The 18,870-nt window shown below is 73.4% G+C and carries 15 protein-coding genes and 1 tRNA gene; 7 read left to right on the top strand and 9 right to left on the bottom strand.

Annotated features, from left to right (window positions below):
- Window positions 1-23: 23 nt before the first annotated feature.
- Window positions 24-1,568 (top strand): DUF2079 domain-containing protein, encoded by a 1,545-nt coding sequence (locus OOK34_RS15905; RefSeq protein WP_267034530.1) that lies wholly within the window; start codon window positions 24-26, stop codon window positions 1,566-1,568.
- Between the two features lie 153 nt (window positions 1,569-1,721).
- Here OOK34_RS15905 and OOK34_RS15900 read toward each other — a convergent pair whose 3' ends face one another.
- Both OOK34_RS15900 and OOK34_RS15895 read right to left on the bottom strand, forming a co-directional pair.
- Window positions 1,722-4,295: an ABC transporter permease gene (locus tag OOK34_RS15900; RefSeq protein WP_267034529.1), complete on the bottom strand. Its 2,574-nt coding sequence runs from the start codon at window positions 4,293-4,295 to the stop codon at window positions 1,722-1,724.
- Complete coding sequence (locus tag OOK34_RS15895; protein ID WP_267034528.1) at window positions 4,292-5,080, bottom strand: ABC transporter ATP-binding protein; 789 nt, start codon at window positions 5,078-5,080, stop codon at window positions 4,292-4,294. The genes OOK34_RS15900 and OOK34_RS15895 overlap by 4 nt, the downstream gene beginning before the upstream one ends.
- A gap of 487 nt (window positions 5,081-5,567) precedes the next feature.
- Here OOK34_RS15895 and OOK34_RS15890 point away from each other — a divergent pair, with 487 nt between their 5' ends.
- Together OOK34_RS15890 and OOK34_RS15885 are read left to right on the top strand one after the other, a co-directional pair.
- On the top strand, window positions 5,568-7,058 hold the full coding sequence (locus OOK34_RS15890) for an MDR family MFS transporter (RefSeq protein ID WP_267034527.1): 1,491 nt from the start codon (window positions 5,568-5,570) through the stop codon (window positions 7,056-7,058).
- A 110-nt stretch (window positions 7,059-7,168) separates the two neighbouring features.
- Window positions 7,169-8,017 (top strand): hypothetical protein, encoded by an 849-nt coding sequence (locus tag OOK34_RS15885; RefSeq protein WP_267034526.1) that lies wholly within the window; start codon window positions 7,169-7,171, stop codon window positions 8,015-8,017.
- Between the two features lie 49 nt (window positions 8,018-8,066).
- Here the strand turns inward: OOK34_RS15885 and OOK34_RS15880 are convergent, their stop codons facing one another.
- Window positions 8,067-8,621, bottom strand: coding sequence for a hypothetical protein (locus tag OOK34_RS15880; protein WP_267034525.1), 555 nt, complete (start codon window positions 8,619-8,621; stop codon window positions 8,067-8,069).
- A gap of 223 nt (window positions 8,622-8,844) precedes the next feature.
- A complete protein-coding gene (locus OOK34_RS15875; protein WP_267034524.1) occupies window positions 8,845-9,405 on the bottom strand; it encodes an ABATE domain-containing protein in 561 nt (186 codons plus the stop codon).
- Window positions 9,406-9,486: 81 nt separating this feature from the next.
- On the opposite strand from OOK34_RS15875, the gene OOK34_RS15870 reads away from it, so the two are divergent.
- Complete coding sequence (locus OOK34_RS15870) at window positions 9,487-10,335, top strand: alpha/beta fold hydrolase (RefSeq protein ID WP_267034523.1); 849 nt, start codon at window positions 9,487-9,489, stop codon at window positions 10,333-10,335.
- A gap of 1 nt (window position 10,336) precedes the next feature.
- Here OOK34_RS15870 and OOK34_RS15865 read toward each other — a convergent pair whose 3' ends face one another.
- The 4 genes from OOK34_RS15865 to OOK34_RS15850 form a co-directional block, all read right to left on the bottom strand.
- On the bottom strand, window positions 10,337-10,945 hold the full coding sequence (locus OOK34_RS15865) for a hypothetical protein (protein ID WP_267034522.1): 609 nt from the start codon (window positions 10,943-10,945) through the stop codon (window positions 10,337-10,339).
- Window positions 10,946-11,314: 369 nt separating this feature from the next.
- The gene (locus tag OOK34_RS15860) at window positions 11,315-12,190 is read right to left on the bottom strand and encodes a DivIVA domain-containing protein (RefSeq protein WP_267034521.1); all 876 of its coding nucleotides are present in this window, start codon (window positions 12,188-12,190) and stop codon (window positions 11,315-11,317) included.
- 125 nt (window positions 12,191-12,315) lie between these two features.
- Window positions 12,316-14,916, bottom strand: coding sequence for an SUKH-4 family immunity protein (locus OOK34_RS15855; protein WP_267034520.1), 2,601 nt, complete (start codon window positions 14,914-14,916; stop codon window positions 12,316-12,318).
- Between the two features lie 7 nt (window positions 14,917-14,923).
- Window positions 14,924-15,937, bottom strand: a complete 1,014-nt coding sequence (locus OOK34_RS15850; RefSeq protein WP_267034519.1) for an SMI1/KNR4 family protein — start codon at window positions 15,935-15,937, stop codon at window positions 14,924-14,926.
- 229 nt (window positions 15,938-16,166) lie between these two features.
- Here OOK34_RS15850 and OOK34_RS15845 point away from each other — a divergent pair, with 229 nt between their 5' ends.
- Together OOK34_RS15845 and OOK34_RS15840 are read left to right on the top strand one after the other, a co-directional pair.
- Window positions 16,167-16,730: a YwqJ-related putative deaminase gene (locus tag OOK34_RS15845; RefSeq protein WP_267034518.1), complete on the top strand. Its 564-nt coding sequence runs from the start codon at window positions 16,167-16,169 to the stop codon at window positions 16,728-16,730.
- A 5-nt stretch (window positions 16,731-16,735) separates the two neighbouring features.
- Window positions 16,736-17,248 (top strand): SUKH-3 domain-containing protein, encoded by a 513-nt coding sequence (locus tag OOK34_RS15840; RefSeq protein WP_267034517.1) that lies wholly within the window; start codon window positions 16,736-16,738, stop codon window positions 17,246-17,248.
- Window positions 17,249-17,299: 51 nt separating this feature from the next.
- On the opposite strand, the gene OOK34_RS15835 is transcribed toward OOK34_RS15840, so the two are convergent.
- Window positions 17,300-18,538, bottom strand: a complete 1,239-nt coding sequence (locus OOK34_RS15835; RefSeq protein ID WP_267034516.1) for a histidine kinase — start codon at window positions 18,536-18,538, stop codon at window positions 17,300-17,302.
- A 158-nt stretch (window positions 18,539-18,696) separates the two neighbouring features.
- Between OOK34_RS15835 and OOK34_RS15830 the strand changes: the two genes are divergently transcribed.
- A tRNA-Gln gene (locus OOK34_RS15830) sits at window positions 18,697-18,767 on the top strand.
- The last annotated feature ends 103 nt before the right edge of the window (window positions 18,768-18,870 follow it).

The raw sequence follows: 18,870 nt of genomic DNA, 5'->3' as shown, positions 1-18,870 counted from the left end.
GAGCGGGATGGCAATCTGTCCGAATGTCCCTTTCCGGAAGCCCCCCGAGCGCCGGGCGTCCCGAGGGCGACGCCCCGTACGACGCCCCGTACGACGCACCGCGCGACGCCCCGTACGACGCACCCGTCGTGGCGGCGCGCATCGACCGGGGCGTCTGGGGCGGCGGGACGGGCATCGGGAGCCTGCGGGGCGGGCCGGGCCCGGCCGGGCGGGCCGCACGGGCCGCGCACTGGGCCCCGTACGCGCTCGCCTCCGCCCTCTTCCTCGCCTACGCGGTGCTCTCGGTGTCCCGCTTCCGTCGGCTGGAGGAGAGCTCCTGGGACCTGGGCATATTCGAACAGGCGGTCAGGGCCTACGCCTGGCTCCAGCCGCCCTTGGTGGACATCAAGGGCCCGGGCTTCAACATCCTCGGCGACCACTTCAGCCCGGTCATCGCCCTGATCGCCCCGCTCTACCGGGTCTTCCCCGGCCCCGTCACCCTCCTGGTGGTGCAGGCGGCGCTGTTCGCGCTGTCCGCGCTGCCCGTCACCCGGGCCTCGGTACGGCTCCTCGGGCAGGCCCGGGGGCTCGCGCTCGGGGCGGCGTACGGACTGTCCTGGGGGATCCAGAAGGCCGTCGACTTCGACTTCCACGAGATCTGCTTCGCCGTACCGCTGCTGGCCTTCGCCCTCGAGGCGCTGCTCGCGCGCCGCTGGCGGGCCGCGCTGGGCTGGGGGCTGCCGCTGCTGCTGGTCAAGGAGGACCTCGGGGTCACCCTGGCCGCCCTGGCGCTGGTGGTCGCCTGGCGGGCCCGGCGCGCCGACCGGCGGGCCGCGCGGATCGCGGTGGCCGTCGCCGTGGCGGGAGCGGCCGCCGCCGCACTGGTGTTCACCGTGGTGATCCCCGCCTTCGCCACCGACGGCTACGCCTACTGGGAGAAGATCAGCGAGCCCGGCGGCCCGCTGCGGGGCCTCGGCACGAAGCTCACCACCCTCGGCTGGGTCCTCGTCCCCACCACCGGGCTCCTCGCGCTGCGCTCCCCGCTGCTGCTGGTGGCCGCCCCGACCCTGGGCTGGCGGTTCGTGTCGGGGGACGCGCACTACTGGTCCACCGACTGGCACTACAGCGCGGTCCTGATGCCGGTCGTCGCCCTGGCCCTGGCCGACGCCCTCGACACCGCCCGGCGCAGCAGCCGGCCGCGGGTGCGCGCGTACGCCGTCCAGCTGCCCGGCGCCGTGCTGGCGGCGGCGCTCACGCTGAGCGCGACCGGCATGCCGCTGGCCCGGCTCGGGGAGCGGGCCACGTACGAGAAGCCGGGCCGGGCCGTCGCCGTCGAGCGGCTGCTGGCGCAGATCCCGGACGGGGTGCGCGTGGAGGCCGGCACCGGGCCGCTCACCCGGCTGACCTCGCGCTGCCAGGTGTTCTGGATCGGCAACACCAAGGGGGTGCTGCCGGCCTTCCTGGTCTTCGACAACTCCTCCGGCTGGGCCGGGGACCCCGTCGCCTACGCCGGGCAGCTGCACCCGGGGTCGCGGTTCGTGGTGGCGGGCGAGGCGGGCGGGTTCGTACTGCTCCAGCGGGTGCTCTGACTGCTGTTCCCCCCCCTGACGCACGGCGCCGGCCCCCGGACCGTCCTCGCGGACGGCCCGGGGGCCGGCGTGTTCCCCCGTACTGCTCCCCCGTGGGGTTCCCCCCGCTTCCCCCGTGTCTCCCCCCGTGTTTCCCCCGTACGACCGCCTCGGCTATTCGCTGGCGATCGCGTTCAGTACGTTCATCCGCCCCGCCCGGAAGGCCGGGACCAGTGCGGCGAACAGGCCCACCAGGGCCGAGCCCGCGAAGACGCCGATGATGGTCGGCCACGGGATCTCCAGCACCTTCAGCCCCTGGAGGGCGAGGAGCTGCTGGGCGGTGGCGCCCCAGCCCATGCCCAGTCCGAGGCCCAGCAGGGCGCCGAAGAGGGCGATGACCACCGACTCCAGGCGGATCATGCGGCGCAGCTGGCGGCGGGAGAGGCCGATGGCGCGCATCAGGCCGATCTCGCGGGTCCGCTCGACCACCGAGAGGGCCAGGGTGTTCACCACACCCAGCACCGCGACGATGATCGCGAGGGCGAGGAGCCCGTAGACCATGTTGAGCAGCTGCCCGACCTGGTCCTTGAGGTCCTCCTTGTAGTCGGTCTGGTTGAGCACCTTGTACTGCGGGTACTCCGCCATGGCCGCCTTGAGCGCCGTGTACGCGCTGTCGGCCTGCCCCTTGTCGGCCTTGGCCAGCAGCATGAAGGGGCGCGCCAGCTGGTCGGCCGGGATGTTGGCCTCGGCGGTCGCCGTGCTGATGTACTTCACGCCCTTGTCGAGGTTGCCCTCGTCCGAGGTGATCGCGGCGACCTTCAGCTTGACGGTCTTGCCGCCGTTGAAGGCGACCGTCAGCTCGTCGCCGACCTTGACGTGGTGCGTGTCGGCGTACTTGGAGCCGACCGCCATCGAGCCGGCCGCGTACGCGTCCTTGTGCTCGCCGGCGATCATCTTGCGGCGCACGTCCTGGGCGTACGTCGGGTCGGTGACGCTCAGCCGGTCCTGGGCGGAGCTGCCGTCCGGGGCCGTGATCTTCACCTCGGCCTCGCGGTACGCGGTGACGTGGTCCAGGCCCTTGGTGGCCCGCATGGCCTGCTCGGCCTGCGGCATCAGCGGCTGGCCGGTCTGCGAGCTCACGATGTAGTCGGCGCCGACGGTCCGGTCGAGTTCGTCGGTGGCGGAGGCCACCATCGAGGAGCCGACCACCGACAGGCAGGCGACCAGCGCCAGTCCGATCATCAGCGCGGCGGCGGTGGCGCCAGTGCGGCGCGGGTTGCGCAGCGCGTTGCGCTCGGCGAGCCGGCCGACGGAGCCGAAGGGCCGCAGCACGGGGGCGGCGAGCACCCGGACCACGACGCCGGCCAGCAGCGGGCCGATCACGATGAAGCCGATGAGGCTGAACAGCACGCCAAGGGCCAGCCAGAGCGATCCGGCGGAGGCCTTCTCGGCGGCCGCGGCGAGGAAGAGGGCCGCGGCGCCGATCCCGGTGAGGACCAGGCCGAGGACCGTGCGGATCACACCGGCCTTCCTGTCGCCGGGGGTGCCGGCGTCGCGCAGGGCGGCCATCGGGGAGACCTTGCCGGCCCGGCGGGCCGGGATGTAGGCGGCGATCACGGTGACGACGGTGCCGAGGACCAGGCCGACGACCGGGGTCGTCCACTTGACGGTCAGATCGGCGGTGGACAGCTGCATGCCCATCTGGCCCATGAGCTTCATCAGGCCGACGGCCAGGCCCACGCCCGCCGCGACTCCGGCGAGGGAGCCGACGACGCCGAGCAGGAAAGCCTCGAGGAGGACGGAGCGGTTGATCTGGCCCCGGTCGGAGCCGATGGCGCGCATCAGGCCGATCTCGCGGGTGCGCTGGGCGACCAGCATCGAGAAGGTGTTGAAGATCAGGAAGATGCCGACGAGGAAGGCGATGCCGGCGAAGCCGAGCATCACGTACTTCATGACGTCGAGGAAGCCCATGTCCTTCTTGTTGGCGGCCGCGGCCTCCTTGGCGGTCTGCAGCTTGTACGTGTCCGCGCCGACCGCGCCCGCCACGCTCTTCTTCAGCTGCTCGTCGCTCACGCCGTCCTTGGCGGTGACGCTGATGTGGGTGAAGGTGCCCGGGGCGCCGAGCAGCTTCTCCTGCGCGGTGGCGGTGTCGAAGTAGACGACGGCCGCGCCCGGGTTGGTCACGGTGAAGGAGGCGATACCGCTGATCTTCGCCCGCATGTCACCGGTGACGGCGATGGTGCGCAGCTCGTCCCCGAGCTTCAGGTGGTGCTTGTCGGCGGTGTCGGCGTCGACCATCACCTCGGTGGGGCCGCGCGGGGCGTGACCGGAGGTGATCTTCATGGACTTGAGTTCGTTCTCGGTCCAGTTGCCCGCGATGGTCGGGGCTCCGGTGGTCGACCCCATGTTCTCGTTCTTGGAGTTGACGACCGTGACGGCCATCGAGACGACGCCGCCCTCGGCGGACTTGACGCCCTCGGCGCCCCGCGCCTTGTCCACGACCGAGCCGGGCAGCGCCTGGGGCTTGCCGCGGGCGGAGACGTCCTCCCCCTCCTCGGCGTCCTTGGGGCTGATGGTGACGTCGGAGCTGGTGACGGCGAAGAGCTTGTCGAAGGTGGTGTTCATGGTGTCCGTGAACACCAGGGTTCCGCAGACGAAGGCGACCGAGAGCAGCACGGCGATGGCGGAGAGCGCCATCCGGCCCTTGTGCGCGACGAAGTTGCGCCGCGCGGTCTTCATGACGGTCACGAGGTCCGCCCGCGCGCGTCGAAGTCCTTCATCCGGTCCAGGACCTGGTCGGCGCTGGGCGCGTACATCTCGTCGACTATGCGGCCGTCGGCGAGGAAGATGACGCGGTCCGCGTAGGAGGCGGCGACCGGGTCGTGGGTGACCATCACGATGGTCTGGCCCAGCTGGTCGACGGACTGGCGCAGGAAGCCGAGGACCTCGGCGCCGGCCCGGGAGTCCAGGTTTCCGGTGGGCTCGTCGCCGAAGATGATCGCGGGGCGGGCGGCGAGGGCGCGGGCGACGGCCACGCGCTGCTGCTGGCCGCCGGAGAGTTCGGTCGGGCGGTGCTTGAGGCGGCCCGCGAGGCCCACCGTCTCCACGACCCGCTCCAGCCACTGCGGGTCGGGCTTGCGGCCCGCGATGTCCATGGGGAGGGTGATGTTCTCGAGGGCGTTGAGCGTCGGCAGCAGGTTGAAGGCCTGGAAGATGAAGCCGATCTTGTCGCGGCGCAGCTGGGTGAGCTTCTTGTCCTTCAGGCCGGTGATCTCGGTGTCCTCGAGGTGGATCTGCCCGCTGGTCACGGTGTCGAGGCCGGCCAGGCAGTGCATCAGCGTGGACTTGCCGGAGCCGGAGGGGCCCATGATCGCGGTGAACTGGCCGCGGTGGATGTCCACGTCCACCCGGTCGAGGGCGACGACACGGGTCTCGCCGGAGCCGTAGGCCTTGACGACCTGGCGCGCCCGGGCCGCGACGGAGTTGTGCCCCCCGTCGCTCCCGTGCCTGGTCTCGGTCATCGCCGTTGTCACGGTGCTGTCTCCCCTGTTTGTTTGCGCTTCACTGCGTGTGTGCGTGTGTGCGTGCGTGCGTCGCCGCGTCGAAGTCTGCTGCGCGGAGGGTGTCCGGCGCCCTGGTGCCCATCGCCGTATCCACCCGGGGGTTAACCCCACCCCCGCGGCCCCGCTCATATGAATCAGTTAAGGACGCCGCGGGCCTTTCGGCCTCCTCCGTCGGGACGAAAGTCCCCTGGGCCCAAATGCTGAGTAACCCCTAGGGGTTGTCCACCCTGCGGCGGACTCCGTGTAGGGGATGCCCCGGGACGCACCGCCGGTGAGATGGGGATACCGCCGGACGCGACCCGGTGAGATGGTGTTCCCCGCAGACGGGGGGAACGTGGTGGAGGCAGGAGAGAGCGGGGCTGAAGCCGCGCCGGACCACACGGGAGGAAAGGTTTCCGCAGGCCGTCCCGGACCCGGGCCGGCGGCCCCGGGGCGGGCTTCGGCGCCGGACGGGGCCGTGCGCGGGCGGCCGCCCACCCGCGTGGTGGTCTCGCTGATGCTGAACATGGCCCTGGTCGCGCTCGACAGCACGATCATCTCCACGGCCGTCCCGCAGATCGTCGGGGACCTCGGCGGGTTCTCCGTCTTCTCCTGGCTGTTCTCCGGCTACCTCCTCGCGGTCACCGTCACCCTCCCCGTCTACGGCAAGCTCAGCGACACCTTCGGCCGCAAGCCCGTCCTGCTCTTCGGCACGGCCGTGTTCCTCGTCGGCTCCCTGCTGTGCGCGTCCGCCTGGAACATGGCCGCGCTCATCGCCTTCCGGATCGTCCAGGGGCTGGGCGGCGGCGCCCTGCAGAGCACCGTGCAGACCCTGGCCGCCGACCTCTACCCGCTGCGCGACCGCCCGCGCATACAGGCCCGGATGACCACCGTGTGGGCGAGCTCCGCCCTGCTCGGCCCGGCGCTCGGCGGGACGCTGGCGGGGTACGCGGGCTGGCGCTGGACCTTCCTGATCAACGTGCCGCTGGCCGGACTGGCCCTGTGGCTGACCGCCCGCCACCTCGTGGAACCCGTACGCTCCCCCGGGCGCCGGGGCCCGGTGGACTGGGCGGGGGCGCTCGCCGTCTTCGCCTGCGGCGGGCTGCTGCTCTTCGCGCTGGTGCAGGGCGGGGTGGCCTGGCCCTGGCTGTCCGCGCCCTCGCTGGCGCTGCTGGGCGCCAGCGCCGTCCTGGCCGCCGTGGTGGTCCGCGTGGAGCGCCGGGCGGAGGAGCCGATCCTGCCGGGCTGGGTGTGGCGCCGGCGCACCATCGCCGCCGTGAACCTGGCGATGGGGGCGCTGGGGCTGCTGATGGTCGCCCCGATGGTGTTCATGCCGACGTACGCCCAGGCCGTGCTCGGGCTCGGGCCGGTCGGGGCCGGGCTCGTGACGGCCCTGATGACCCTGACCTGGCCGCTGTCGGCCGCCTTCTGCCAGCACGTCTACCGGCGCATCGGCTTCCGCGACACCGCCGCCCTGGGGATGGGGCTGGCCTCGGTGATCCTGTTCTGCTTCACCCTGCTCCCGTACCCCGCCCGGCCCTGGCAGCCCGCGCTGGTCATGCTGCTGCTGGGCGCCGCCCTCGGACTCTTCCAGCTGCCGCTGGTGGTCGGGGTGCAGTCCTCGGTGGGCTGGGCCGAGCGGGGGACCACGACGGCCTCGGTGCTGTTCTGCCGCACCGTCGGGCAGAGCGTGGGGGCCGCGCTGCTCGGGGCGGTGGCCAACGCGACCATCGCGGCCCGGCTGGCGGACACGCCGCTGCCGGGGCTGCCGGAGCGCCTGGACGACGTATCGCGGGCCCTGGCCGAGCCGGGCAGTCTCTCGCAGGCCGCCTCGGAGCACCTGCGGGCGGCGGTGGCGGCCGCCGTGGAGCACATCTTCCTCGGCGCGACGGCCGCCGGGGTGGCGGCGCTGCTGATCCTGCTGCTGGTGGCGCCGCGCCGGTTCCCGGTCCTGCCCGAGTACGAGTAGCGCCCCGAGGCGGCGGTGCCCGCCGGGCGGGGCGGGGCGGAGCCCGGGCGGGTTGTCATGCTCGGGCCAGTAAGCAAGCCTGGAGCCAGGACCGTCTCCAGGGGGACCACATGGCATCCGCACTCTTCGCACTGGCGTTACTCGCCGCCCTGGCCGGACCGGTCGCCCTGCGACTGCGCCGCCGGCCGGACTTCGTCACCGGCCGCGACGGCCGGCTCTCCACTTCCACCACCCTCGCGCTGGCCTGGACCGTGATCCTGGTCTGGCTGCTGCTCGCGATCCTCGCGTACGGGCTGACGGCCGGCGGCGGCCTCGCCTACTTCCAGGGCTCCGACGGCCCGCTGTCCTCACTGACCTCGGTGTACCTGCCGCTGCTCGGAGGCCCGTACGTGGCCCTGATCGCGGCGAAGGCGGTCGTCGGCTTCCGGGTGGAGAACGGCAGCCTCGCCAAACCGGCCCCGAAGGCCACCCCCGGCGGCCGCCGCCCGCTGCGGGAGCTGATCGCGAACGACAGCGGCCGGACCGACCTCGTGGACCTCCAGTACGTGGCCCTGAGCGCGGTCACGATGCTCTACGTCGTCCTGTTCTTCCTCTCCGACGTGGGCGGCGGGCTCCCCCGGCTGCCCGCCGAGATCTGGGCCCTGACCGGCGCTCCGGCGGGGGCCTACCTGGTGAACAAGATGGCCACCCGCGCCAACCCGGTGATCACCCACGCCACCGTCTCCGACGGGCTGCTCACGGTGGAGGGCGGCGGCTTCACCGAACCCCGCCTCACGGTGGACGACACGCCGCTCCCGGTGACCGCGGACCCGGCGACGGGCGCCCTGACGGCGACCCTCCCGGCCACGGCGAAGGCCCCGTTCACGGTGGTGGTCACCTCGCGCGGCCTGCGGAGCGACCCGTACCGCTACGGGCCCGCCGCGGCGGTACCGGCCCAGCGGACCGGCGGCCGGGCATGACGCAGGCCCGGCACCCAGGGTGCCGGGCCTGACACACATCCGGAAGTGATCAGCCGAGCGCGCGGAAGGGGGCGTCGAGGAGGTCGCCCTCTTCTTCCTCCTCCTCGTCGCTCTCGTCCGAGGCCTCCGCAGGAGTCTCGGCCGGAGCCTCGGCAGGCGTCTCGGCAGGCGTCTCGACCGGCGCGGCGGGCATCTCGGCCGGTGCCGGTGCGGCCTCCTCGGGCTTCTCGCCCTGCCCGGCCTCCTCGCGCTTCTCGCCCTGCCCGGCGGCGTCCTCGAAGACGACGGCGACGGCCTCGAAGTCGCCGGCCTTCTCCCCCGGCCCGGCGGCCAGGACCGGCTCGCCTTCACAGGCCTTGTTGTCGAAGAGCAGGGCCACCTTGTCGGTCTCGTTGGCGATCTCCTCGAGCGAGGCGGCGTCGGACACGGACAGCAGGTGGCACTTTCCTTCGGTCAGGTCGCTGACCTGACCGCTCTTGCTGACGCCGTCCTGGAGGAAGCTGTAGTTGAGGGCCTTGCCGTCGTCCGCGAGCGCCTGGGCGGCGGTGGGCAGGACGAGGGTGAGTGCTCCGGCGAGGGCTACGGCGGTGGTGCGAAGACGCATGAGAGTTCCGTTCTTCTCTTCCACGGGCGGATGCGGGTCCGGTGGCATCCGGGAAGGGAGCGTAGGAGCGCGACGCGCTGGAGAAACCTTTCCTCTCGGGGAGCGCGCCCCGAGGTTCACCCACCCTGCCCTCATTAGGGGGGTCAGCCCGCCTCCTCCTCCGGGGAGATCCTGTTGACCCGCCGGCCCTCCGGGGTCTTGGTCAGCGTCTCCCATTCACGGCTCACGCACCCTCCCCCTTGTGCCGGGCGTAGTAGCGGGCCACCCGGGCCCGGTTGCCGCAGGCCGACGCCACACACCAGCGGCGGCGCGGGTGCGCCGGGAGGAAGAGCAGCACGCAGTCCTGCGCCTCGCACTCGCGCACCCCCGTCACCCGGGGGTCCGTCAGCAGCCGCACGACGGCCTCCGCCAGCTCCGCGGCCAGCCTCTGCGCCGGGGCGGCGTCACGGTACGGGGCCGCGGTCGGGCCGGTCAGGGCGGTCCAGGCCAGCTCGGTGCGGGCCGGGGCGGCGGCGAGGATCGCGTTGAGGGCCTCGAGCGCGCCGGCCGGGAGCCGCTCACCGCTCCGGGCGGCGGCGAGCAACGGCCCGGCCGCCTCCCGTACGGCGTGCACGGCGGCCACCTCGGCCTCCCCCACCTCCCCGACGCGGCTCAGCCGGTCGGACTCCTCCGCCAGCCAGGCGGCGAGTCCCGCCCGGTCGGCGATGAGGTCCCCGGCATCGGCGGGCCGGGTGTTCAGCAGGTCCAGGGCGAGGGGCTCGCCCATGAGCGGGAAGACATTCACGCGGCTAATTCTACCAACCCCCCTTGACCCATTAGCCACCTCGGGCGAGACTAATGCCAACGAAGCCCAAGGAGGCATGTGATGATTGCTCACCGCACCGTCGATGTGGACGGCGTGACCGTCGCCTACCGCGAGAGCGGCCCGGCCGACGGCCCGGTCCTGCTGCTCCTGCACGGCTTCCCCACCGCCTCCCACCAGTTCACCCGCCTGATGGACGCGCTCGGCGACACCCCGTACCGGCTGATCGCCCCCGACTACCCCGGCTTCGGCCGCACCGAAGCCCCGCAGGGGTTCACGTACACCTTCGACCGGCTCGCGGACATCGTGGAGGGCTTCACCGACGCCCTCGGCCTCGACCGGTTCGCCCTGTACCTCTTCGACTTCGGGGCCCCGGTCGGGCTGCGGCTCGCCACCCGCCGGCCGGACCGGGTGACGGGACTGATCGTCCAGAACGGGAACGCGTACGAGGAGGGCCTCTCGGACGCCGCCCGCGAGTTCGCCGGCCTACGGCGCGAGGCACCCGGCAACGAGGAGCGCATCCGGGCCCTGTTCACCGTGGAGGGCACCCGCTTCCAGTACGAGACCGGCGTCGCGGACCCCGCCCTGATCTCCCCGGACAACTGGACGCTCGACGTCCACTACCTCGGCCTGCCGGGGCGCGCCGACGCCCAGGCCGACCTCGCCTTCGACTATGCCTCGAACTTCACCCACTACCCGGCCTGGCAGTCCTGGCTCCGCACGGCGGGCATCCCGGTCCTGGTCGCCTGGGGCGCCGGCGACCCCTTCTTCACCCCGGCGGGCGCCAAGGCGTACCTCCACGACGCACCCGACGCCGAGGTCCACATCTTCGAAGGCGCGGGCCACTTCGCCCTGGAGACCCACCTCCCCGAAATCGCCCCGCTGATCCGGGATTTCCTCACCCGCCTCTGACTCAGGAGCGGAAGCCGACTATCCCGTACCCGGGCCGCGCCTCGACTTGGCGAAGCCAGCCCAGCACATCCATGACGGCCTCGACCACCTCGGGCTCCAGCGGCGGCGCGTGTCCCTGCCGCTTGGTCTCCTCGAACTGCTCCAGCGCCTTGACGCAGCTCTCGTACGTCCACTCGCCGCAGCCCGGCGTGTACGTGGACGGCAGCCCGCCGGGCAGGTCTGAGAAGTCGAAGTCCTCCACGGAGACCGCGGTGACGTTCAGGGCCTTCAGGCCCTCGTCGACCACGGACAGCCAGTCCCCCCGGTACGGGCTGAACGAGGAGTTGTCGAGGAACGACCCGGTCAGGGAACAGAGCCGCTTGTAGGCGTAGGCGTACTGGAAGGCGTGCTCGCCGTCCTCGCTGAACGGCCCGCCGTACACCACCGCGCGCAGCGCCTCGTACGCCGTGGGGGCGCCCCTCTCGATCGCGGAGTCGAACCAGTCGTCGTCGCGCGCGAGGTCGTCGGCGAACTTCTCCCGGATCACCTCGAGGAGCGCGTCGTCGCGGGAGCCGACGAGGGCGTGGGTGGCGGTCAGATCGAGCAGGTACACACTCAGCGAGGAACTCATGCCCCGAGCCTAACGAGCGCCACTGACAACCCACTTGGCCGCGCCCACACCGCTGCGCGGGGCCGGGTCCCCTACCCGCCCTTCGCCCGTTCCCCGGGGCTGCGCCCCGGACCCCCTGGGGGCTCCGCCCCCAGACCCTCCCCCAGACTCCGTCCGGGGGGACCCCCAGCGCCTCAAACGCCGGCGAGGCTGGAGGTTACGTGAGGGGGCGGGGGCGGGGTGGGGTGTCGTCCGGGACTAAAACGAGATGAATTCGGCGCGAGGCACCGCCCCGCAAACCCAATCAACCCAGGGCGCCGAACATCGAAGCCCGTCCCGGACGACACCCCACCCCGCCCCGACCCCGACCCACCCGCAGCCACCGCCGGGCTACCCCTCCGCCGGCGCGCGGCCCGTCAGGGCCGCCAGGCTGGAGCGGACGTGGTTCATGTGGGCCCGCATCTCCTCCTGCGACTCCGCGTGCTCCCGCAGGATCCGCTCCGTCTCCCGCCCGAGCCGCTCCTCCCGCACGCGGGCCTGCGCAACCAGCTCCTCGGCCCGCGCCTCCGCGTCCTCCTGACCGTGCCGCGCCGACTCCTCCGCCTCCGCGAACCCCCGCCGCGCCTCCGCCAGCCGCGCCTCCGCGTACCGCTCCTGCTCCGCGTACCTCGCGTCCTGCTCCGCCTCCTGCGCGGCCAGCTCCCGCCCCGCCGCGTCCCACCGCTCCACCTGCTCCTGCTCGCGCTCCGCGAGCAGCGCCTGCGCCCGGCGCCCCGTCTCCGCCAGCGCGGCCTGCGCCTCGGCCCGCCACGCCGCCGCGTCCTCCCGCGCCTCCGCCCGGATCCCGTCCGCCTCCCGCTGCGCCCGCAACAGCCCCTGCCGCGCCCGGACCTCGGTTTGCTCCCGTACCGCCTCCGCGTCGTGCCGCGCAAGCTCGGACACCCGGTCGGCGTGCGCCTCGGCCGCACCCGCCGCCTCCACCGCGTCCGCCCGCGCGTCCGCCCGCAGGACCTCCGCCTCCTCCTGCGCCAGCAGCAGGATCCGCCGCGCGCGCTCGCTCAGCTCGTCGTACGTCTGCGGGGCCAGCCCGGCGACGGCCACCCGCAGCCGCTGCGCCTCGGCCTCCATCTGACGGGCCAGCACGGTCAGCCGCGCCACCCGTTCCCAGGCCTCGTCCCGGCTGCCGGCCAGCCTCGCCAGATACCGGTCGACCTCGTCCGTCCGGTAGCCACGACCGCGCACAGTCGCAAAGGGGGGTGAAGTCATCCTGGGAGCGCCTCTCTCGCGGGGATTGCTGTCAAGGATGCGTCATTTGCGCGCAGAAGCCGGAATGGCCGGGCCGGGACCCCCCTTCAAGGGGACCCGGCCCGGCCACGTTTCCGGTCATCCGATCAGAGCAGCCCGTCCCACATCTGCTCCAGCAGCACCGACCACCAGCTCTCCGGCGAGGCCAGCGCCGCACTGTCGAGGCCCGCCAGATTCGCCTGGAAATCGACGGTCCACCGGCCGGCCTGCTCCGGCGTCAGATGCTGGCGCAGCCGCCACATGTGACCCAGCATCGCCAGCGACCGCGCGAACTGCGGCAGGCTCGAGTTCACGAACTGCGGCGGCACGGGCGCCCCGCCGGGACCGGCCTCCACCGGCACCGCCACTATGTGCGCGGTCCCGTACTGGACGCAGAGCGCCTTGCCGAAGTCGCTGCCGACGACGAGGTACGAGCCCGCGTCGGACGCCGGCTGCACCCCGCGCTGCGCGGCCAGCTCGGCCAGCGTCGGCACCGGCTGACCGGGCACCGCCTGCGCCCAGAAGAACGGCCCGAAATCGACCGGCAGCCCCGCCCACATGAGGGTCTGCGCCACGACCTCCGGCACGCCCTGACGGGACACCGCCCGCTGGTCGTAGCGGAACACGCCCTGCTGCCCGAAGGCCCCCGCCAGCTCCTGCCCGATGGCGTCCATCGGGATCGCCGGCTGGAGCGGGACCTGCGGCAGCGGCGCACGGACCGGCGCCGGACGCGCCGGGCCGTCCGCCACCTGGTGCAGCTCACCCTGATGGGTGAGCAGGTGGCGCATGCCCTGCTGACGGCCCGCGCGGTCGGTGCCGTACGGGGCCACGCTGGTGATCCGCACCTGCGGCCAGGTCTCCCGGATCATCCGGGCGCAGTAACCGCCGGGCAGCTCACAGGAGGCCAGCTCGGTGTGCAGCTCCAGCACCTGCTGCGGCGGCACGTTCATCGCGCGGAGCTCGTACAGGATCTGCCACTCGGGGTGCGGGGTACCGGGCGCCGAGCGGCGGATGAGCTGCTGTTCGGAGCCGTCGGGCGCGCGGTAGCGCAGCACGGCCTGGTAGCCGGGGCCGACGGTGGGCGCGCCGGAGGCCGCCGGAGGCTGCGCCACCGGGCCGGGAGCCGCGCCGGGCGGACCGGGAGGCTGCGGCACACCGGGACCGGCGAGCATGGTCGCGGCGTGGTGCGCCCCAGCCCCAGGCACACCGGGAGCACCGGGCGCACCGGGCGCACCGGGCGCACCGGGCGCACCGGGAGGCCCGGGCGGCTGTACGACGGCGGGACCGGCCAGCATCGTGGCGGCATGGTCAAGCCCCCCACCCGGAACCCCGGGAGCCCCAGGCGCACCGGGAGCACCAGGCGCCCCGGGCGGACCGGGAGGCGAGGGCGGACCCGGCGGCGGAACCACACCCGGCCCCGCGAGCATGGTCGCGGCATGATGCGCCCCAGCCCCAGGCACACCGGGAGCACCGGGAGCACCGGGAGCACCGGGAGCACCGGGAGCACCGGGAGCACCGGGAGCACCAGGCGGACCCGGAACACCAGGCGCCGCAGGCACACCCGGAGCCCCGGGAGGCGCGGGCGGACCGGGAGGCTGCATGACGGCCGGACCGGCCAGCATCGTGGCGGCATAGTCAAGCCCCCCACCCGGAGCCCCAGGCGCACCGGGAGCACCAGGCGGACCCGGCGGACCGGGCGGCGCCGGCGGCGTCCCCGGAGGCACCGGCGGCACACCCGGCGAGGCCAGCATCGTGGCGGCGTACTGCGCCCCACCACCGGGCGCACCAGGCGCACCCGGAGCCCCAGGAACCCCCGGCGCACCAACCGGCGGCGCCGGCGGCTGCGGCGGCTGCGGCGGCTGCGGAGCCCCGCCCCCCGCCCCGCCCGGCCGGGGGACGTGGGCCCTGCTCGTCGGCGCGTCGGCGATGTCGGCGGCCGCCGCCGGAACCCCCAGCGCCGGAACCACCGCGGTCTTCGGCAGCTGGCTGCCACCCGCCATCAGCGTGGTCTTGGCCTCCGGAGCCACCCCGGGGGACGACGGCGCGTCGTCCAGGTCGGACCCCGACAGCGGCGGCGCGAACACCGTCGCGGGCAGCGGCACGGAGCCGTCGTCGGCTCCGGAGTTCACATCGGTCCCGGCCCACGGCGTGGACCCGACCGGCACCCCGTCGTTCGCCGTCGGCTCGTAGGGGACCTCGCCCCCACGGCTCAGCGGCACGGGCGCCCCCGGAACAGCCGCAGCAGCCGGCGCAGGAGCCGCAGGAACAGGAGCCGCAGGAACAGGGGCAGCCGGCGCAGGAGCAGCCGGAGCGGCAGGAACAGCCGGCGGAATCCCCGCCCGGTCCGCCGCCTCCTGCAGCCACTCCGGCGGGCTCAGCATGAAGGAGGTCTGCTCCGAGTCGATCCGCGGCGGCGGTACCGAAGCCTCCGAGGCCGCCGCAGCGGCAGCCGCCCCGTACTCCTCCTCGTACCGCCGGATGACCTCACCCACCGGCAGCCCCGGCCACAGCGTCACCTCACCGCTGTCCCGCGCGATGACCAGCCGCTGCCGCCCACCACCGGACACCGGACCGGCCGCCCGGTCCTCGGCCCACACCACGAACCCGAGCCCGAACTCCCGCACCCGCACCTCACGGTGCTGGTACGAGGGCACGTCCCCGTTGATCCACTCCTCGGCGCGCTCCTGCGCCTGCGCGAACGTCACCACGACGTGTTCACCCCTCACCCATGCCGGCGTCCGACACCGCAACCGACCCCGACACTGCAACCGACCGTGCGAATCCGCCGTCCACCATCAGACCGGCCACCGTCTCCAGCTCCGGCGGATTCCCCGCCAACCGCTCCAGGAAGGCATCGAAATCGGCACCGCACGGCAACAGCAGACGCTCCACCCGCTCCTGCACCGACCAGCCGTCCCGGTCGCGCGCATCGTCGTACGGGGAGAACCAGACGGAGCCGACGCCCTGACCCTTGACCTTCACCGCGAGCAGCCCGCCCTGTACGAAGGCCACGCTCAGGTAGTCCTTCGTCAGGTGGTCCCGCAGACACTTGTTGACGTACACCAGGTCATTGACCGCCGCCTCCTCACGCACCGTGAAGAACGGCTGGTCGACCAGCAGCCCCAGCTCCACGAACAGCCCCGCGCCCACCGGCGCGCAGCCGCCCGCCGCCTTCAGGAACGAGCGGTACGCCTCCGGAAGCCGGTAGCCGAGGTCCTCCTCGACCCCCTGCACCTGCTGCTCGGACACCGAGACCAGGGTCTTCGGGAGCCCCAGGTGCGCCGGACGCACCTCCTGGAGCGGCCGGGCACCGCGCTTCTCGTGGTCCACCGGGGCCGTCACCAGACCCGCGTGGTGCCGCAGCAGCGCCTTGACCTCCACGGGGACCAGCTCCATCCGGCGCGAGCCGGCCACGTGGTGCCAGGTCCAGCCGTGCGGGGTCGCCACCGGACCCACGGTGTCCCACAGCGGATGGCCCGCCGCCCGCATCGCCGCGTTCGCGGACACGCAGTCCGTCAGGCGCAGCTCGTCGACGCCGAAGCCCTCCGGGGGCTCGGCGATCTCCACGGCCGCGCGCGCGTAGCGCGAGAAGTCGGGATGGCCGTCACCGTCCATCCGCACTCCGTGGGGATGCCGAGCGGCCCGGACCGGGTCCGGGAAATGCACGACCTGCCCCGAGTAAGCGGCGTTGGGTGGCGCGGCCTGCTGCCCGAGCCGACCTGTCGTCATGGCGGTAGCCCCCTGCTGGATCTGGCTGGTTCACCACAGCCTATGTGCTCCGGCAAGACCCTCACCCGCCCGCGAGCCACGCACGGGCACACGGGACGGGAACATCCGAATTGATACGAATATTCGACCCCGCTTCCGCATGACAGGGGACATTTGACAGGCTGTCCCGCAGCACGGGGGCGTGCGCGACAGCGACCACCACCGCCGCCACGGGAGGGAAAGAGCAACCATGCAGAGCGCGACCACACAGACTGCGACCACACAAAACGTGGCACCCCGCACGGGCCGCACGGAACCGACCGACGCCGGCCCCGCCGGCGATCCCCGCCTGCGCTGGAGCAGCACCGGCGCCGCCCACACGCCGCCCGTGCTCCGCTTCCGCCGCGACGGCATCCTGCCCACCGTCGCCGCGGCCCTCTCCGTCCGCGGGGAAACCCTCACCGGCACCGCCGGCAAGGGCGACCAGCCGCCCACCCTGCACCCGCTCGTCCAGGACTTCCTCGACACCCTCACCAGCGGCCAGCGGGAACGCTTCACCGGCCGATGTCCGGAGGCGATCCTGCTCTCCCGCCACCTCGCCGCCGTCGAAGGCGCCCGCAGCCGGCGCGCCTCCCGCAAGCCCCTCTCGGCCGGCGAGGCCCGCCGCTCCCTGAAGCACTCCAAGATCACCGCCCGCCGCATCCGCGAGGACGGCGACCCCCTCCACGGCAGCTACGCACCGCCCTGCCGCTCCTGCGACGCGCTCCTCAACCACTTCGGCGTACGCTCCGTCGACCTCACCCACCCCGAGTAGCCACCATGACCGCCTCCTCAGCCTCCTACGACCGCTCCTCGGCCACCCGGTTCCCCGGACCCGTGGACTCCGCGCTGCGCACCGCCGGCTGGGAACCCGGCCGCTGGGACATCAAGCAGGCCGAATACTGGGCCGACGCCCTGCGCGACCACACCACCCCCGCCGGCCACCGGCACACCGTCTTCCCGGCCGCCGTCGAAGCCTGGGCCGAATTCGGCGGCCTCACCCTCACCGCGCCCGGTCCCGGCCGCCAGATAGCGCCGACCCCCGTACGCCTGGATCCGCTGACCGGTCTCCACCTGGCCCGCACCTTCGCCGACCTCGGACGCGCCCTGTCCACCCAGCTCTGCCCGCTGGGCGCGGACACCGACGGCGGCTCGCACCTGGCCATCGACCGCGAAGGCCGCGTCTACCTCGTCGACCACACCGGCGACTGGTACCTCGGCGCCGGCCTGGACGAGGCCCTCACCCTCCTCCTGACCGGCCTCCAGCCCGCCCGCCTCACCACCGCGCCCTGACCCGGCGGTGTCCGGCGGCCCCGCTCCGGACACCCCACCGGACTCCCCCGGCTAGCGGAACGGCAGCACCGCCGACACCCTGAACCCGCCCCCGTCCGTCGGCCCGGACACGAACACCCCGCCCAGTCCGAGCACCCGCTCCCGCATGCCCACCAGCCCGTTGCCCCCGCTCGGCAGGTCGGCCCCGCGCGCCTCCCCCTCGCACGGCCCGTTCTCCACCTGCATGGCCACCTCCCCCTCCCGGTGCGCGAGGCGTACGACGACCCGCGCGCCCGGAGCGTGCTTGTGGCAGTTGGTCAGCGCCTCCTGCACCACCCGGTAGGCCGTCTGCTCCACCTCCGCCGGGTACGCGCCCCCCTCGCCCTGCACGACCACCTCGACGCTCATCCCCGCCGCCCGGGACTGGCCCACCAGCACCTCCAGCGCGTCCAGCGAGGGCCCGTCCTCGAAACCGGCCGCCGGCGCCACCGGCCGCACCGGCTTCTCCACCGCCCGCAGCACGCCCAGCATCTCCCGTAGCTCCGTCAACGCCTGCCGGCCCATGTCACCCACCAGCGCCGCGTTCCGCACGGCCTTCACGGGATCCTTGGCGGCCACCGCCTGCAACGCCGCCGCGTGCACCACCATCAGCGACACCCGGTGCGCCACCACGTCGTGCATCTCCCGCGCGATCCGCGTCCGCTCCTCCCGCCGCGCCCACTCGGCCCGCTCCTCCGCCCGGTCCGCCAGCAGCGACAGCTCGCGCTCCAGCGAGTCCGCCCGTTCCTGCAGGCTCTCCATCAGCCGCCGCCGCGCCCCGACGTACAGCCCGAGCAGGACCGGCGGGACGGTCAGCGCCACCGCCATGAACACGGACAGCACGATCACGAGCGTGCCGTCGGCCTCCACGTCCCCGCGGGTCTGGAGGTACGTCACCACGAAGGTCCCGGCGAGCGACATCGAGGCCAGCGTCGCGAGGATCCGCCGGGGCACCTCGCCGGCGGCCAGCGTGTACAGGCCCACCACCCCGAGCAGGAAGCCCATCGTGGCCGGGGTGACGGCGATCCCGACCAGCACCACGGCGATCGGCCACCGCCGCCGCAGCACCAGCGTCGACCCCGTCAGGGCCCCGAACAGCACCCCTGCGGTCACGGGCAGCCCCGCCTCGCGGGCGGTCTCCACCCCCTCCAGAGCGCACTCGGCGGCGGACACCGCGCCGAGTCCCGCATCGAGCAGCGCCCCCCGGCGCCGCTCCCACCACCAGGGCCCGTCCCGGCCCGTCCCCTCGCGCTCTTCCCCCGTACCGGTCATGCCGTCCAGCGTACGCAGGGCCACCCGTCGGGCAGCCTGATCCGTACGTCAGCCAAAGCGCCCACATCTACCGTCGCACCGAGGGGGCTTGGTGCGGCATAGTAGATGCAGCTAGCTCGATCAACGAGACGTAATGTCCGGTTTGGGCAGCTAAGTTATCCCCTGTGGTGTAATGGTAGCACTGGGGCTTTTGGTGCCTTAAGTCTGGGTTCGAGTCCTGGCAGGGGAGCTTTTCAGGTCCGGGTCCTGGCCTCACGGTCGGGACCCGGCCTCGTTTCCGGGCTGTGACCCCCCGCTATCCTTCACGGGTCCACCCCCGAAGCCGAAGGGCC

Source organism: Streptomyces sp. NBC_00091 (genome assembly GCF_026343185.1).
Classification (GTDB): Bacteria; Actinomycetota; Actinomycetes; order Streptomycetales; family Streptomycetaceae; genus Streptomyces.
Note: the sequence above shows the minus strand (reverse complement) of the source record. Positions and strands in the feature narration are given on the sequence as shown.